This is a genomic window from Candidatus Thioglobus sp. NP1 (assembly GCF_003326015.1).
GTDB lineage: Bacteria > Pseudomonadota > Gammaproteobacteria > PS1 > Pseudothioglobaceae > Pseudothioglobus > Pseudothioglobus singularis_A.
This window is the reverse complement of sequence record NZ_CP023860.1, coordinates 267,100-282,402: the sequence shown is the minus strand read 5'-3', so window position 1 is coordinate 282,402 and position 15,303 is coordinate 267,100. Positions and strand designations below refer to the sequence as shown.

Annotated in this window: 13 protein-coding genes; 9 read left to right on the top strand and 4 right to left on the bottom strand. The window is 38.0% G+C overall.

Annotation, left to right across the window (positions count from 1 at the left end; all coding sequences use genetic code 11):
• The first annotated feature begins 13 nt into the window (after positions 1–13).
• Positions 14–934 (top strand): bifunctional riboflavin kinase/FAD synthetase, encoded by a 921-nt coding sequence (gene ribF / locus CRN91_RS01455; protein WP_114114684.1) that lies wholly within the window; start codon positions 14–16, stop codon positions 932–934.
• 14 nt (positions 935–948) lie between these two features.
• Here the strand turns inward: ribF and pyrC are convergent, their stop codons facing one another.
• Complete coding sequence (gene pyrC, locus CRN91_RS01450; protein WP_114114683.1) at positions 949–1,986, bottom strand: dihydroorotase; 1,038 nt, start codon at positions 1,984–1,986, stop codon at positions 949–951.
• Positions 1,987–2,006: 20 nt separating this feature from the next.
• Complete coding sequence (secA, locus tag CRN91_RS01445; RefSeq protein WP_114114682.1) at positions 2,007–4,661, bottom strand: preprotein translocase subunit SecA; 2,655 nt, start codon at positions 4,659–4,661, stop codon at positions 2,007–2,009.
• Positions 4,662–4,720: 59 nt separating this feature from the next.
• Here secA and CRN91_RS01440 point away from each other — a divergent pair, with 59 nt between their 5' ends.
• From CRN91_RS01440 to CRN91_RS01415, 6 genes are all read left to right on the top strand, one after another.
• Complete coding sequence (locus CRN91_RS01440) at positions 4,721–5,029, top strand: hypothetical protein (RefSeq protein ID WP_114114681.1); 309 nt, start codon at positions 4,721–4,723, stop codon at positions 5,027–5,029.
• A gap of 85 nt (positions 5,030–5,114) precedes the next feature.
• Positions 5,115–5,732 (top strand): ubiquinol-cytochrome c reductase iron-sulfur subunit, encoded by a 618-nt coding sequence (petA, locus tag CRN91_RS01435; RefSeq protein ID WP_114114680.1) that lies wholly within the window; start codon positions 5,115–5,117, stop codon positions 5,730–5,732.
• Between the two features lie 4 nt (positions 5,733–5,736).
• Positions 5,737–6,960, top strand: a complete 1,224-nt coding sequence (locus CRN91_RS01430; protein WP_114114679.1) for a cytochrome b — start codon at positions 5,737–5,739, stop codon at positions 6,958–6,960.
• Positions 6,961–6,962: 2 nt separating this feature from the next.
• Positions 6,963–7,646 carry a cytochrome c1 gene (locus tag CRN91_RS01425; RefSeq protein ID WP_114114678.1) on the top strand — a complete coding sequence of 228 codons (684 nt, stop codon included), beginning with the start codon at positions 6,963–6,965 and terminating at the stop codon, positions 7,644–7,646.
• 81 nt (positions 7,647–7,727) lie between these two features.
• Positions 7,728–8,357 (top strand): glutathione S-transferase N-terminal domain-containing protein, encoded by a 630-nt coding sequence (locus CRN91_RS01420; protein ID WP_114114677.1) that lies wholly within the window; start codon positions 7,728–7,730, stop codon positions 8,355–8,357.
• 10 nt (positions 8,358–8,367) lie between these two features.
• On the top strand, positions 8,368–8,718 hold the full coding sequence (locus CRN91_RS01415) for a stringent starvation protein B (RefSeq protein ID WP_114114676.1): 351 nt from the start codon (positions 8,368–8,370) through the stop codon (positions 8,716–8,718).
• On the opposite strand, the gene bioD is transcribed toward CRN91_RS01415, so the two are convergent.
• Positions 8,710–9,351: a dethiobiotin synthase gene (gene bioD / locus CRN91_RS01410; RefSeq protein ID WP_114114675.1), complete on the bottom strand. Its 642-nt coding sequence runs from the start codon at positions 9,349–9,351 to the stop codon at positions 8,710–8,712. The genes CRN91_RS01415 and bioD overlap by 9 nt on opposite strands.
• Before the next feature lie 50 nt (positions 9,352–9,401).
• Between bioD and CRN91_RS01405 the strand changes: the two genes are divergently transcribed.
• Together CRN91_RS01405 and leuS are read left to right on the top strand one after the other, a co-directional pair.
• Positions 9,402–10,340: a dihydroorotate dehydrogenase gene (locus tag CRN91_RS01405; protein ID WP_114116044.1), complete on the top strand. Its 939-nt coding sequence runs from the start codon at positions 9,402–9,404 to the stop codon at positions 10,338–10,340.
• A gap of 18 nt (positions 10,341–10,358) precedes the next feature.
• Positions 10,359–12,815, top strand: coding sequence for a leucine--tRNA ligase (gene leuS / locus CRN91_RS01400; RefSeq protein ID WP_114114674.1), 2,457 nt, complete (start codon positions 10,359–10,361; stop codon positions 12,813–12,815).
• 32 nt (positions 12,816–12,847) lie between these two features.
• Here the strand turns inward: leuS and gyrB are convergent, their stop codons facing one another.
• Positions 12,848–15,235, bottom strand: a complete 2,388-nt coding sequence (gene gyrB, locus CRN91_RS01395; RefSeq protein ID WP_114114673.1) for a DNA topoisomerase (ATP-hydrolyzing) subunit B — start codon at positions 15,233–15,235, stop codon at positions 12,848–12,850.
• Positions 15,236–15,303 lie beyond the last annotated feature (68 nt).

Below are 15,303 nucleotides of genomic sequence, written 5' to 3'. Positions count from 1 at the left end.
GTAAAATAAAACAATGCAATTAATTCGTGGCCTTCATAATCTTGATAATCAACCTGAGTGTGTCGTAACTATTGGAAACTTTGATGGTATCCATATAGGCCATCAAGAAATTATCTCAAAGCTTGTCTCTACCGCTCAAAAAAAAGGCATTCCCTCAATGGTTATTTCTTTTTCCGTAACGCCTGAATCTTTTTTTGGTCGTCCCAAGGCACGCCTAAGTAGCTTCAGAGACAAACATCTATTTTTGAAGTCAATGGGCATCAATAAACACCTACTTATAAAATTTAATAAGTCTTTTTCAGAAATAAGTGCCTCATCCTTTATTGAAGACATACTTGTAAAAAAAATTAATGTTAAGCACTGCTATATTGGAGATGACTTTCGTTTTGGAAAAGACCGAGCTGGTGACTTTAGCTTGCTTGAGAAATATGCGGTGGATTATAAATTTGTTATTGAAAAAGTTGATGGCATATACATAGATGACCAACGAGTAAGTAGCTCAGCAATCAGGGGGTTTTTGTCAACAGGCTCTTTTGAAATGTCTAAAAAGCTTCTTGGAAGGGCTTTTTCAATTAGTGGTCGAGTTGAACATGGTGATAAACAAGGTAGGACAATTGGCTTTCCTACAGCAAATATACCCATCAGAAGACAGCTTAGCCCTGTTCTGGGGGTATTCTGTGTAGTCGTTCGTAAAGATAATAAAAACTTCAATGGTGTCTGTAATGTTGGAAATAGACCAACAAGGGGAGGAACCAAGGTTCTTCTAGAGGTATACATTTTGGATTTTAACCAAGAAATCTATGGCGAATATGTAGAGGTTATTTTTAAGAAAAAAATTAGAGATGAGATAAAGTTTAGCTCATTTGAGGAACTAAAAAGCCAAATTAAAAAAGACACTCAAAGTGCGCTTCAATACTTTAGTTCTTCCAGTTAAAGAATATAAGACTCCTAGTCTAACAGCTTCCAGGATAGCTCTGAACCAGCAAAAAATGGAACAACCTTTGCTCCAGAAAAGTCATAGCTTTTAGGCACAGTCCAAGACAACTTTTCTAAAGTAATTTTTTCTGTATTGCGTGGTAAACCATAAAAGTCTGCGCCAAAGAATGATGAGAAGCCTTCTAGCATTTGCATTTGCTTGTGCTTATCAAAAACCTCAGCATAGAGCTCAATAGCTGCGTTGGCACTGAAAATACCAGCACATCCACATGCCGACTCTTTCTCGTTTTTATAGTGGGGAGCGGAGTCTGTTCCTAAAAAAAACTTATTGCTTCCTGATATTGCAGCTGCAACCAAAGCATCCTGATGCGGGTACTCTCTTTTTAAGATTGGCAGGCAATAAAAATGAGGCCTAATTCCTCCAGAGAGCATATGGTTTCTATTAGCCAAAAGGTGGTGTGGCGTTATAGTTGCCGCTATGTTTTTATCACTTCCCTTGACATAATCTACAGCATCTTTTGTTGTAATGTGCTCAAGCACAATCTTTAGTTCAGGAAAGTCTCTGACAACTTTGCTAAGTACTTTATCTATAAAAACAGCCTCTCTATCAAAGATATCAACAGAAGGATCAGTCACCTCTCCATGAATCAAAAGTGGAATTTTTTCTTTCTGCATAATTTCAAGTACTGAATAAATTTTTCTTATATTGGTTACACCATTACTCGAGTTTGTTGTTGCTCCAGCTGGGTAGAGCTTTGCAGCATATACTTCAGGCGTCTTGCTTGCTTCAAGCATTTCATTTTTGCTTGTTTCATCAGTCAAATAAAGAACCATTAGGGGCTTAAAAATTGTTTCTTTTGGTAAAGATTCAATAATACGATCATGGTAGTCTTTGGCCTGAGCTGCACTTGTTATTGGCGGAGAAAGGTTAGGCATAATAATTGCCCTTCCCATCTGCTTAGCGCTCATACCAACAACAGACTTCATGGCTTCACCATCCCTTAAATGAAGGTGCCAATCATCAGGCTTGGTTAAGGTTATTCTGTTCACTGATTATTAGCGTTTAGCAATTAACCATGACATTGCTTATATTTTTTTCCTGAGCCACATGGGCATGGATCATTTCTTCCTATCTTTTTTAATCTAGCTGATTTTTGGGCTCTAACTGGCCTCTGTGAAACAAGATTTTTTTTCTGAATATTGGTCTGTTGAACTGACTTGTTTTGTTCTTGTTGTTGATTATCATTTTGCTCTATATTGAGTGTACTAAGGGCTTTAACCATCTCAACATTAATAGTTTCTAAAAGGGTGGTAAACATTGAAAATGATTCTCTCTTAAATTCTTGGACTGGATTTTTCTGACCATAGCCTCTTAGATTAACACTTTGCCTGAGGTGGTCCATGACTGAAAGATGTTCTTTCCAGTGAACGTCCAAGGCTCTTAGCATAACAGCTTTTTCAAAGGTCCTCATGGTGTCAGAACCAATAGCTTGCTCCTTAGTTGAATGGGCTAAGGCAAAACCATCAAGAATTGTCTTTAATATTTCATCAACATCAAGCCCATTATCAACAAACTCTTGAATTGGAATATTAGAATTAAAATCTGAAATCAAGGCTTGGTGTAACCCCTCTACATCCCAATCCTCTTCGAGAACCGAAGGAGAAATAAATTCAGAAAAAAGATCGCTAATTACTGACTCTCTAATAATCTCATAGCGCTCCCTTACATCTTCTGTTCCCATTAATTCATCTCTGAGCTGATATATTACCTTTCTTTGATCATTGGCCACATCATCATACTCAAGAAGGTGTTTGCGCGCATCATAATGCATACCCTCTACTTTTTTCTGTGCGTTAGCTATTGTCTTATTTAGCCAGCTATGCTCTAAAGCCTCGCCCTCTTTCATGCCAAGCTTTTTCATCATACTAGCTGTTTTTTCTGAGGCAAAAATCTTCATTAAACTGTCCTCTAAGGACAGGTAAAACCTTGTTGATCCAACATCTCCCTGTCTACCTGAGCGGCCTCGTAATTGATTGTCTACTCTTCGTGACTCATTTCGCTCTGTTCCAATAATATGAAGACCACCTGACTTAATTACACCTTCATGCTTATCTTTCCATAGGCTTTTTTCAGCTTCAGATGCTTCTTCAGGCAATCGACCCCCCAAGACTATGTCTGTCCCCCTGCCAGCCATATTAGTAGATATCGTTACAGCCCCTGGCGCACCTGCATTTGCAATAATTTCAGCCTCTCTCTCGTGTTGTTTTGCATTGAGCACTTCGTGTTTAATATTATTTTTCTTGAGAAGAGACGACACCCCTTCAGAGCTTTCTATACTGCTAGTACCAACCAAAACTGGCTGCTCTAGCTTTTGACACTCCCTAATATCACTTACTACCGCCTCAAGTTTTTCATTCATTGTTCCATATATCAAGTCTGAATTGTCGGTACGCGTAGACTTTGTATTAGGAGGCACTACTACAACTTCTAGCCCATAAATATCTTGTAACTCTGAAGCCTCAGTCTCAGCCGTTCCAGTCATTCCAGCAAGTTTTGTATAAAGCCTAAAATAGTTTTGATAAGTTATGGAAGCAAGAGTTTGGTTTTCTTTTTTAATACTCACCCCTTCCTTTGCCTCTATTGCCTGATGCAACCCCTCTGACCACCTTCTTCCTTCCATAGTTCTGCCAGTAAACTCATCAACAATGACAACTTCATCATCTTTAACTAAATAATCGACATTTTTTTGAAACAGAAGATGTGCTCTTAGCCCAGATAATAAGTGGCCCATTAAAATGATATTTCCAGGATCATAAAGACTAGAGCCCTCTGCTAAGTGGCCTGACTTTATCAACATTTCTTCAGCCTTTATGTGGCCATCATCTGAAAGAAAGACTTGCTTATGCTTTTCATCAATAGTGTAGTCCCCTGGAATTTCCACAACCGTGTCTTTACCCTCACCAGATTCCGTTTGCAGTGTAAAGCTTGGAATCATCTTATCTATAGAGTTATAAACCTCTGCATGGTCTCCTGTTGGTCCAGAAATTACAAGTGGCGTTCTAGCCTCATCAATTAAAATTGAATCGACTTCGTCAATAATTGCATAACTTAGATCTTTTTGGCTTTTTTGTTCGTTAGAAAAAGCCATATTGTCCCTTAAATAGTCAAATCCAAGCTCATTATTAGTAGCGTAAGTTATGTCACAAGAATATGCTTGTTGTTTTTCTTCACCAGACATTCCTGAAATTGCTACACCAACCTCAAGCCCAAGAAAAGCGAACACTTTTCCCATCCACTCAGCATCTCGCTTTGCTAGATAGTCATTAACTGTGACGATGTGTACTCCTTTCCCAGTAAGTGCGTTAAGGTATGCGGGAAGTGTTGCAACTAAAGTTTTTCCTTCACCTGTACCCATTTCAGCAATACTGCCCTCATTCAAGACCATACCACCAATGAGTTGAACATCGTAGTGCCTGAGACCAAGGACTCTTTGACTAGCCTCTCGAACAACGGCAAAGGCTTCTGGCAAAACATCTATCAATGGCTCTTTATTAGCTACTCTTTCTTTTAGTTCGGTTGTTTTTAACGAAAGCTCAGAATCCTCAAGGCCTTGCAACTGAGACTCAAGGGAGTTAATTTTTTCAACAAGCCCCTTATACTTTTTGATTAGCCTCTCATTGTGAGAGCCAACCATTTTTGACAAAACATTATTTATAATACTCATGTGGCAAAAAATATAGTAATAAGAAACTGGGGTATTTTCTCATATATGGGGGTCAATGTTTGAAAAAGCAAGCAGCATCGTCGAGCTTTAAAGGTTTAAAGCCTCATAAAGACCTAGGCGCATTGCTTGAAAAGGCAAAATTACATAATCATTTGAATCTCCTGCTTCAGGAAAAGTTGCCGGCTCAATTTAAAGGGATAGCCCTGTGCCTAGTTGAAGATAAAAAAGTCACTTTAATTGCGGGAAACTCGTCTTTAGCCTTTCGTGCTGAAAAGCAAAAAAAAATGTTATTAGCCATTGTTCAGCAACTAGAAAGCCTTTCTCAAACTAAATTCATTTCGATCAAAGTTGATAAAAAAAAATACTAGGCTATGTGTGTAGTTTTTACTTTTAAATATCTGTCATATACTTTATAATAGTGCGGCTTTTCAACTAAAATCATTCGGAATTTTAATGTCAGAACAAACAATAGACCTAAATAAAAGACGCTTTTTAACAAAAGCAACAGGTGTTGTTGGTGCCGTTGGATTTGGTTTCGCTGCATGGCCTTTTTTATCAACTTGGAAGCCATCATCAAAAGCCAAAGCGGCTGGTGCTCCGGTTGATGTTGATATATCAAAGCTTGAGTCAGGGCAGCTTGTTCGTGTTTTATGGCGCAAAAAACCGATTTGGATATTTAAAAGAGATGAAAAAGCCCTTAAAGAACTGAATTCTGTCGAGGTAGTTGATAATTTAGCTGATCCTAATGGAACTGGTAATTCAAAAAATCAACAACCCTCTTATGTAACAAAAAAATTTAGGTCTATTGAAAATAAAGAAAGTGTTGCTGTAATTGTTGGCGTTTGCACTCATCTTGGCTGCTCGCCCACTTATCGTCCTGAGCCAGGTGCTGCAGACCTTGGTGGAAGCAGCTGGAAAGGTGGCTTTTATTGTCCTTGTCATGGTTCAAAATTTGACCTTGCCGGGAGAGTATATGCTGGAGTACCAGCGCCAACGAATCTTGTAATACCGCCATATAAATATATGACTGATACGCTTATTCGTATTGGTATTGACCCAGAAATAGTATAAAAAAATGAATAATAAACAAAGCTGGATAGACCAAAGATTTCCGTTGACTAAAGTTTTTAACGAACATTTAGCTGAATACTACACACCAAGAAACTTCAATATTTGGTATTTTTTTGGTGGACTTGCAATTTTAATGCTTGGCATGCAATTGCTTACTGGAATCTTCCTTACAATGCACTATAAGCCTGATGCTGAATACGCCTTTGCATCAGTTGAGTACATTATGCGTGATGTAGAATGGGGTTGGTTTATTCGTTATTTACACTCAACAGGGGCTTCCGCCTTTTTTATTATTATCTATCTACATATGATGCGAGCTCTTTTGTATGGTTCTTATAAAGGCCCAAGGGAATTAATATGGATTCTTGGGATGGTGCTATACATCCTATTATTAGCAGAGGCCTTCTTTGGCTATGTTTTACCATGGGGACAAATGTCGTTTTGGGGAGCTCAAGTAATTATCTCGCTTTTTGGCTCGGTTCCAGTTGTTGGTCCAGATTTATTAGTGTGGATCTTAGGTGACTATGCTGTTGGTGATGCAACCTTGAATCGCTTCTTCTCCTTGCATGTTGTTGTTCTTCCGCTTATTCTTGTTGTTTTAGTTTTTCTTCATATCGTAGCGCTTCATACAGTTGGCTCGAATAATCCTGATGGTATTGAGATAAAGAAGAACAAAGATAAGGATGGTATTCCTAAAGATGGTATTCCATTCCACCCCTATTTCACCGTGAAAGACGCTATGGGTGCTGTTGCATTTTTATGGATTTTTTGTGCTGTAGTCTTTTATGCCCCAGCTCTAAATGGCTACTTTCTTGAGGCTCCAAATTTTATTGAGGCTAACCCACTTAAGACTCCAGAACATATTGCACCTCTATGGTACCTAACCCCTTATTACTCTGTTTTAAGAGCAATACCTCCATTGTTTGGCTCTCAATTTCCAGGCGTATTAGCCATGTTTGCGGCCTTATTAGTATTTTTCTTCCTGCCGTGGTTAGATAGAAGTCCAGTTAAATCTATTCGCTATCGAAGCCCAATCTATAAATGGATTCTTGGAATTTTTGTAGTCAGTTTTATAATGTTAGGTTGGCTTGGAGTTCAACCAGTTACCCCTTTGTATGTATTACTAGCTCGAATTTTTACAGGCCTATATTTTGCATTTTTCCTCTTAATGCCTTGGTATAGCACTCTTGGAAAAACAAAAGAAGTTCCTGATAGGGTAACTGCCTAGTTATGGGAAAAAACTTTAAATTATTATTTGTTTTTTTTACTCTGCTGCTCTCTGCAAATATTTATGCTGCTAGCAAGGTTCAGTTAGATCATGCAAATACTGATATTTTTGATGAAGCCTCTTTACAAAATGGCGCAAAACTTTTTATGAACTATTGTTCAGGCTGTCATGCCATAAGTTTTATGCGCTATAACCGCATTGCTAAAGACCTTAATCTTACTGAAGAACAAGTTGCTACAAACCTAATGTTTGCTGGCAAAAAAGTAGGTGAGTCGGTCACAACGGCAATGCCAGAGGATGGAGCTTCAAAATGGTTTGGTGGAGTTCCTCCCGACCTCTCTTTGGTTGCAAGGTCAAAAGGAACTGATTGGATTTATACCTACCTTCGCAGCTTTTATACTGATGAGTCTAGGATATTTGGGGTAAACAATACGGTCCTTGTTAATGCCTCAATGCCTCATGTACTATGGCCACTTCAAGAGGGACAGTCTGAGGCTGGTTTCGATAATGATGTTAGAGATATCACTAACTTTCTAGATTATGTTGGTGAGCCTGCGAAACTAATTAGACTAACCCTTGGAAAATGGGTTTTACTTTTTTTAGGAATTCTCTTTATACTAACCTATATGCTTAAAAAAGAATATTGGAAAGATGTTAAGTATGGAGTTTGGCGCTCACGGGACTAGTCTCTGACAAATATCTTTTTTAATTGGCTCTTATTAATAGAATAGCCTTATTTTTTTTTAATTTTTTTTTGGTAAATACTTATGCTAACTAAACCTAATCCAGCTTCAACTACACTTTACTCTGCATCTCAAGAGCTAGAGTCTCATGCAGTGCGCTTTATAATGGCTCACAAATCTATTGAAAGGGAAGTCTTAGAAGTAAAACTAGACGAAATGCCAGAAGAAGTTTTAGAGCTTAATCCCTGTGAAACTCTTCCAACTCTTTTTGATAGGGGCATGGTCCTGTATGATCTTTCTGTAATTATGGAGTACTTAGATGAGCGCTTTCCTTTTCCTCCTTTACTCCCTGTGGATCCAATTGAAAAAGCTGCAAAAAGACTCTTGATCTATCGCTTTACAAGAGCTGAAGGCTGTTGGTATGAGCTAGTCGATACAATTCTTAACGGCAGCAAAAAGGAGTCTGATGCTGCCAGAAAAGCTCTTCACGGAAACCTTATAGAACTCTTACCATTCTTTTCTCATAAGCCTTATTTCAATAGCGAATCGATGACTTTAGTTGATGTCTGTATTGCCCCAATTCTTTGGCGTTTAGACCTTTTAGGAATTTCGTTGGATCAAAAGGCAAAACCAATTACTGCTTATGCAAACAGACTTTTTGAAAAAGAAGGTTTTCATGAAAGTCTTACTTTTGCAGAAAAGGATTTTAACTAAGGATTAGCTTATGCCTGGAGTCATTCCTTATCTAATCCGCGCCTATTGTAGTTGGATTGAAGACTCTAACCTCACACCTTATTTGTTAGTAGATTGTTCGGTAGATGGTGTTTTTGTTCCTAAAGGCTTTATTAAGAAAGGCAAGATTGTACTCAATATAGGCACATCTGCAGCTTCTGACAAACAAATAACAAATGAACAAATTACTTTTAGAGCAAGGTTTAATGGTAAGTCTGAAAAAATTATAGTGCCTTGTCACGCAGTGCTGTCAATCTATGCACAAGAAAATGGGGAGGGCATGGTTTTTGCAAATAAGACTGAAGATGACGCCAAAAAACCAGGCTTAAAAATCCTAGAATAAACCCTCAATATCAGAATAAAAACGCCCCATCCTCTTTTTAGAAAATGAAATAACAGGAACATTTGTATATTTAATAAGGCCTTTTTTATTAGAAAGACTATTGGGTATTATTTCATTTAATATTACGCAAGAAACCTCAAGATTATTTTTCTTAGCGGCATCGATTGACATAAGTGCTTGGCTAATGGCCCCTAACTCATCACGTATTACAATTACAATTGGCACCTTAAGTTGTATGGCTAAATCTGAATTTAAAGCGCCATCTGCTATTGGTGAATATAGTCCTCCTGCTCCTTCGATTACAACAAAACTACCTTTAACACCAGTGTGGCATGCATCTGATAACTGGTCTAGACTAATTGGCGTCCCCACATCTAAGCTCGCATCTTCTGGGCTCGCCTCGAGCTCAAAGCAAAAAGGGCATACTTTATTGAGTGGCTCCTGTTTAAAACAAGCATTATTAAGTGCTTCAGCATCTCTGGGTAAATAATTGCCATTAACTATTTGACAGTTTGTTTCAACAGGCTTTCGAGCCTTAACAGAGCGAGTCTTACTTAGGAACTTAATAATCTCAATGCCAACAATTGTTTTTCCAACATTTGTATTACTGCCAGTAATAAACACTCCATTCATAACAATATTTTAGCCGAAGTTAATGGATGCAAAGTCATCATAAAAGTATAATGGCGACAATGCAAAAAAATCTTCATACAAGTTTTTGTGGGATGTCGCTAAACTCGCCTATAGTTTTGCTTTCTGGTTGTGTTGGTTTTGGTGAAGAATACACAAGAATTAAAGGCTTTTCTAACTCAGATATTGGGGCTGTTTGCCTTAAAGGAACAACCCTTGATGCCCGCTTAGGAAACAAACTCCATAGAATAGCTGAAACCCCCAATGGAATGCTTAATGCTATCGGCCTTCAAAACCCTGGAACACAAGCGGTAATTGAGGAGATTATGCCTGGTCTAGATAAAACTGAAGCAAAGTTTATTATTAATATATCTGGCTCAAGCGTAGAGGAGTACGGGGAAATTGCCAGGCATTTTGATGATACTGATATCGACGCAATTGAAATTAATATTTCTTGCCCAAATGTAAAGGAGGGTGGCGTAGCATTTGGAAATGATCCAGAAATGTCTTTTAGAGTAGTTGAAATTTGCCGAAAAAACACCTCCAAGCCAATCATAACCAAACTCTCACCAAACCAAACTGATATTGCTCATAATGCTCTTCGCTGCATAGATGCTGGGAGTGATGGTCTTGCCGTTATAAATACCGTTATGGGTATGGCAATCGATATTAAAAGTAAAAAACCAATTATCGGAAACAATCGAGGAGGCTTGTCTGGGCCAGCAATAAAACCAATTGCTCTTCTGAAGGTTCATCAGGTTTATGAGGCAAGCAAGAAACACAATATTCCAATAATTGGCCAAGGTGGAATTATTAACTCAAAAGATGCAATCGAATTTATTATTGCCGGTGCTAATACGGTTGGTGTTGGAACTGCTTTGTTTTATGATCCCCTAGTTTGCAAAGAAATTAATAATGGTATCAGCCAATATCTAGATGATCATGGGTTGGAAAATGTAAGCTCTTTAGTTGGCTCTCTTAAACTTAATTAACTATTCTCAATAACTTAAATAATGCACGAATATAACGCCAAGAAAATAGAGAAAGATGCTCAAAATTATTGGGAGAAAAATGCTTCTTTCGTTGTTGTTGAAGATGCAACCAAAGAAAAGTACTACTGCCTTTCTATGCTGCCATATCCATCTGGCAAACTTCATATGGGACACGTAAGAAATTATAGTATTGGTGATGTCATTTCTAGATATCAGAAAATGCTTGGGAAAAATGTAATGCAACCAATTGGTTGGGATGCTTTTGGTCTACCAGCTGAAAATGCAGCAATGCAAAACAAGGTTCCTCCTGCTCAATGGACTTATAAGAATATCGAGCATATGAAAACCCAGCTGGTTCAACTGGGTTTTGGATATGACTGGTCAAGGGAACTAGCAACATGTCATCCAAAATACTATCGCTGGGAGCAATGGTTTTTTATTAAGCTATTTGAAAAGGGCTTGGTTTATAAGAAAAAAGCAGTTGTTAACTGGGATCCTGTTGATCAAACTGTTCTTGCGAATGAACAAGTTATTGATGGTTGTGGCTGGCGCTCAGGTGTCCCCGTCGAGAAAAAAGAGATTTCACAATGGTATATGAAGATAACCGATTATGCTGATGAGCTACTTACTGATATTGAAAAACTAGAAGGCTGGCCAGAAGCAGTTAAGATGATGCAAACAAACTGGATTGGTAAATCTGTTGGAGTAGATATTGACTTCAAACTTTTAAACAATGAGGCTTTAACTGTTTACACTACCCGACCAGATACTCTACTTGGGGTAACTTATCTTGCCATTGCCTCAGAACACCCACTTGCGATTCAAGCTAGCAAAAAAAATGACAAGATTAAGGCTTTCTTAGATGAATGTAAAAAGATGGAAACATCTGAGGCGGCGATGGAAACTATGGAAAAAAAGGGTGTTAATTCTGGTTTGGTTTGTACCCATCCAATAACTGGTGATGATGTTCCTATTTGGATTGCAAATTTTGTACTTATGGGTTATGGAACTGGAGCAGTAATGAGCGTACCAGCTCATGATCAAAGGGACTATGAGTTTGCAAAAAAATATGAAATTCCAGTTTATGAGGTTATAAAACCAGTAACTGGTGAGGCCGACATAACAAAAAATGCATTCGTTGAAAAAGGTCTTCTTATAAACTCTGGAGAGTTTAATGGCATGGACTTTAGTAAGGCTTTTAGTGCTATAAGCACCAAACTTGCTGAAAAAGGTCTTGGTAAACTAAAAACTAACTACCGCTTACGTGACTGGGGAGTTTCAAGACAGAGATACTGGGGCTGTCCAATACCAATAATCAACTGTCCATCATGTGGCTCTGTAGCATCAAGCACTGCCGATTTACCAATAAAACTTCCTGAAAATATTACAATTGATGGTGTTGGCTCTCCCCTAGAGAAGGTCCCTGAATTCTGTAAAACGACATGCCCCAAATGTGGCCTGCCTGCTAAGAGAGAAACTGATACCTTAGATACTTTTTTTGAATCTTCGTGGTACTACGCAAGATATGCTTGTGTTGATCAAGACCAAAGCATCTTAGATGAGAGGGCAAATTATTGGCTGCCTGTTGATCAATATATAGGAGGAATTGAACATGCCATTCTGCACCTTTTATACTCAAGATTCTTTACTAAACTCCTAAGAGACGCTGGAATAGTTTCAAGCAGTGAGCCTTTTACAAACCTTCTTACTCAGGGAATGGTCTTAAAGGATGGTGCAAAAATGAGTAAATCAAAAGGTAATACGGTCGATCCACAAGATATGATTGAAAAGTATGGGGCTGATACAGCTCGTTTGTTTATATTATTTGCTGCCCCACCAACCCAAGATCTAGAATGGTCAGACTCTGGAATTGAAGGTGCCCATAGATTTATAAGTAAATTTTATCGTCTTGTCATCAGCTTTATTGAAAAAAAGGATGCTGCAATAAGTTATAAGCTTGAAGCCTCTTCTTTAAACGAAGAACAAAAAGATATGAGACAAAAAACACATCAAGCACTTAAGAAAGTTGGCGATGACTTTGGTAGAAGACACTCTTTTAATACAGCAATCGCCACTATGATGGAACTCAACAATACTCTTTCCAAATTTAATGATAAGTCAAACCAGGGTATTGCTATTATGCAAGAAACTATTGAGATTATGGTGAAATCACTTAGTCCTGTTATCCCTCACCTATGTCACCATTTATGGTTTTTACTTGGAGGGACAGATGCTATTGTTAATGAGCTTTGGCCAACAGTTGATGAGTCGGCACTTATCCAAGATAGCGTCCAAATTATTGTTCAGGTAAATGGAAAGCTTAGGGCAAAAATAATGTCTCCACTAAATTCATCACAAGAACATGTTGAGAGTTTAGTTTTTTCTGATGAATCGATAACGAGATTTACCAATGGAAAAGAAATAGTGCGAGTTATTATGGTTCCTAACAAATTAGTTAATGTAGTTATAAAATAACTACTTAAATGAAGTCGCTGGTGGTTTAAATCCTAGAAATCTAAATTATCGACCTTTAGCGCATTATTTTCAATAAAGTTTCTCCTTGGCTCAACCTCGTCACCCATTAGTGTTGAGAAAACATCATTAGAAGCAATCGCATCCTCAATCTTAACACGAAGCATGGTTCGTGTTTCTGGATTCATGGTTGTATCCCATAATTGGTCTGGATTCATTTCACCAAGGCCCTTATAACGCTGGAAACCCTGCCCTTTTTTAGCCTCAACAAGCAGAAAGTCTAATACAGAAGAAAAACTATTAGCTTTTTGGTCTTTAGCACCCTTTTGCACATATGAGTCATCACTAAACATTCCCTCTACTTCATCAGAGTAGGTCTCAATCTTTTTATAGTCTGCTGAATTAAAAAAGCCTTCATCTAAACAAACACTAACAACCTCAACCCCATATGTTTTCATAACGTAGTAGACCGCGCCATTTTTAAACTCAACACTATGTGTTTCTGACATAGAGCTTATTCCATTCATTTTTTCTTGAAGATTCAAGCACCATTCAACCATTTTTTTTGCATCCTTAATTTCTACCTTTGGAAGGCCAAGAGTCGCCTGAATCAATATTTCGTTATATTTTTTTCCAAGTTTCTCAATGATATTCATTGTTTTTTGGTGTGAAGAGACTATTTTCTCTAGGGCTGCCCCTTCTATTGCTGGAGCATCTTTGCTTACAAATAAACTTGCATCATGAATTGCCTCTTGTAAAAGATATTCATTAAGCTCAGTATCGTCTTTAAGATAACGCTCTTGTTTTCCTTTCTTAATTTTGTATAGTGGTGGTTGTGCAATGAAAAGATAGCCGTTCTCAACAAGTTCAGGAAAGTGACGATAAAAAAATGTTAATAATAAGGTTCTAATATGGGCACCGTCAACATCGGCATCAGTCATGATAACAATTTTATGATATCTAAGTTTTTCAATGTCATACTCTTCCTTTCCAATTCCACACCCAAGGGCAGTAATAAGAGTCCCCACCTCTTGTGATGAAAGAATTTTCTCAAAACGTGCTTTTTCAACATTTAATATCTTTCCTTTAAGAGGTAAGATCGCTTGTGTCCTCCTGTCTCTTCCTTGTTTTGCTGAGCCTCCAGCAGAGTCACCCTCTACCAAGAAAATTTCTGATTCTGCTGGGTCTTTAGTCTGACAATCACTTAGCTTCCCAGGGAGCCCTGCAATATCAAGAGCGCCTTTTCTACGTGTCATTTCACGAGCCTTTCTCGCAGCATCTCTTGCTCTAGAAGCTTCAAATATTTTACTAATTATAATTTTTGCTTCTGCTGGGTTTTCTAACAAATACTCACCAAGTTTTTCATTAACAGAAGACTCAACTGGGGCCCTTACTTCGGAAGAGACAAGCTTGTCTTTAGTTTGTGATGAAAACTTCGGATCAGGAACCTTAATTGAGAGAATTGCAGTTAAGCCTTCCCTTGTATCCTCACCAGTTATTGCAGCCTTCTCTTTTTTAGCTAGGCCAGACGCATCAATAAAGTTATTTAGTGTTCGAGTTAATGCAGCCCTTAAACCAGCTAGGTGGGCCCCTCCATCTCTTTGTGGAATATTATTTGTAAAACAATAAACGCTTTCTTGATAAGAGTCACTCCACTGTAAAGCCACATCAACAACAATATCGTCTTTTTCTGATGACATCGTAATTATGTCATTATGGATTGGATTTTTAGATTTGTTTAAATGTTCTACAAAAGCTGATATGCCGCCTTCATAAACAAAAACATCTTTTTTGTCTGAGCGCAGATCATTTATTTCTATGTGAACCCCTGAATTTAAAAAAGAAAGCTCGCGTAAACGATTTGAGAGAGTCTCAAATTTATATACTGTTTCAGTAAATATTTCAGGGCTTGGTTTAAAATGAATTGTCGTTCCTGTTTTATCGGTTTTTCCAGTTGCTTTGATCTCTGCTACTGGGACGCCAAGAACATAATCTTGTTCATAAATCTCTCCAGACCTATGAATTTCAAGATGAAGGGATTCAGATAAAGCATTAACAACAGAAACACCAACACCGTGTAAGCCTCCAGAAACCTTATATGAATTATCATCAAACTTTCCACCAGCATGGAGAACTGTCATGATAACTTCGGCAGCAGAAATTTTTTCTTCTGGGTGAAGGTCTACGGGTATTCCCCTTCCGTCGTCGGTGACAGATATAGAATCATTCTCATGGATTACAACTTCTATTTTAGAACAGTGTCCTGCAAGTGCTTCGTCTATAGAGTTATCAACAACCTCAAATACCATGTGGTGTAAACCTGTGCCATCATCTGTGTCACCAATATACATTCCAGGGCGCTTTCTAACAGCGTCTAGCCCTTTTAAAACCTTAATATTGGAAGCTTGGTATTCTTCAGCCATAATGACCCCCTATAAATAAAATTATTATACCATGAATGGGCACTTTTCAGCCTACTGATAGGTTGGTA

Coding starts and splice junctions, on each gene's coding strand:
- ribF (WP_114114684.1), top strand. CDS start 14: ATGCAATTAATTCGTGGCCTTCATAATCTTGATAATCAACCTGAGTGT.
- secA (WP_114114682.1), bottom strand. CDS start 4,661: ATGAGTATTATAAATAATGTTTTGTCAAAAATGGTTGGCTCTCACAAT.
- petA (WP_114114680.1), top strand. CDS start 5,115: ATGTCAGAACAAACAATAGACCTAAATAAAAGACGCTTTTTAACAAAA.
- CRN91_RS01430 (WP_114114679.1), top strand. CDS start 5,737: ATGAATAATAAACAAAGCTGGATAGACCAAAGATTTCCGTTGACTAAA.
- CRN91_RS01425 (WP_114114678.1), top strand. CDS start 6,963: ATGGGAAAAAACTTTAAATTATTATTTGTTTTTTTTACTCTGCTGCTC.
- CRN91_RS01420 (WP_114114677.1), top strand. CDS start 7,728: ATGCTAACTAAACCTAATCCAGCTTCAACTACACTTTACTCTGCATCT.
- CRN91_RS01415 (WP_114114676.1), top strand. CDS start 8,368: ATGCCTGGAGTCATTCCTTATCTAATCCGCGCCTATTGTAGTTGGATT.
- bioD (WP_114114675.1), bottom strand. CDS start 9,351: ATGAATGGAGTGTTTATTACTGGCAGTAATACAAATGTTGGAAAAACA.
- CRN91_RS01405 (WP_114116044.1), top strand. CDS start 9,402: ATGGCGACAATGCAAAAAAATCTTCATACAAGTTTTTGTGGGATGTCG.
- gyrB (WP_114114673.1), bottom strand. CDS start 15,235: ATGGCTGAAGAATACCAAGCTTCCAATATTAAGGTTTTAAAAGGGCTA.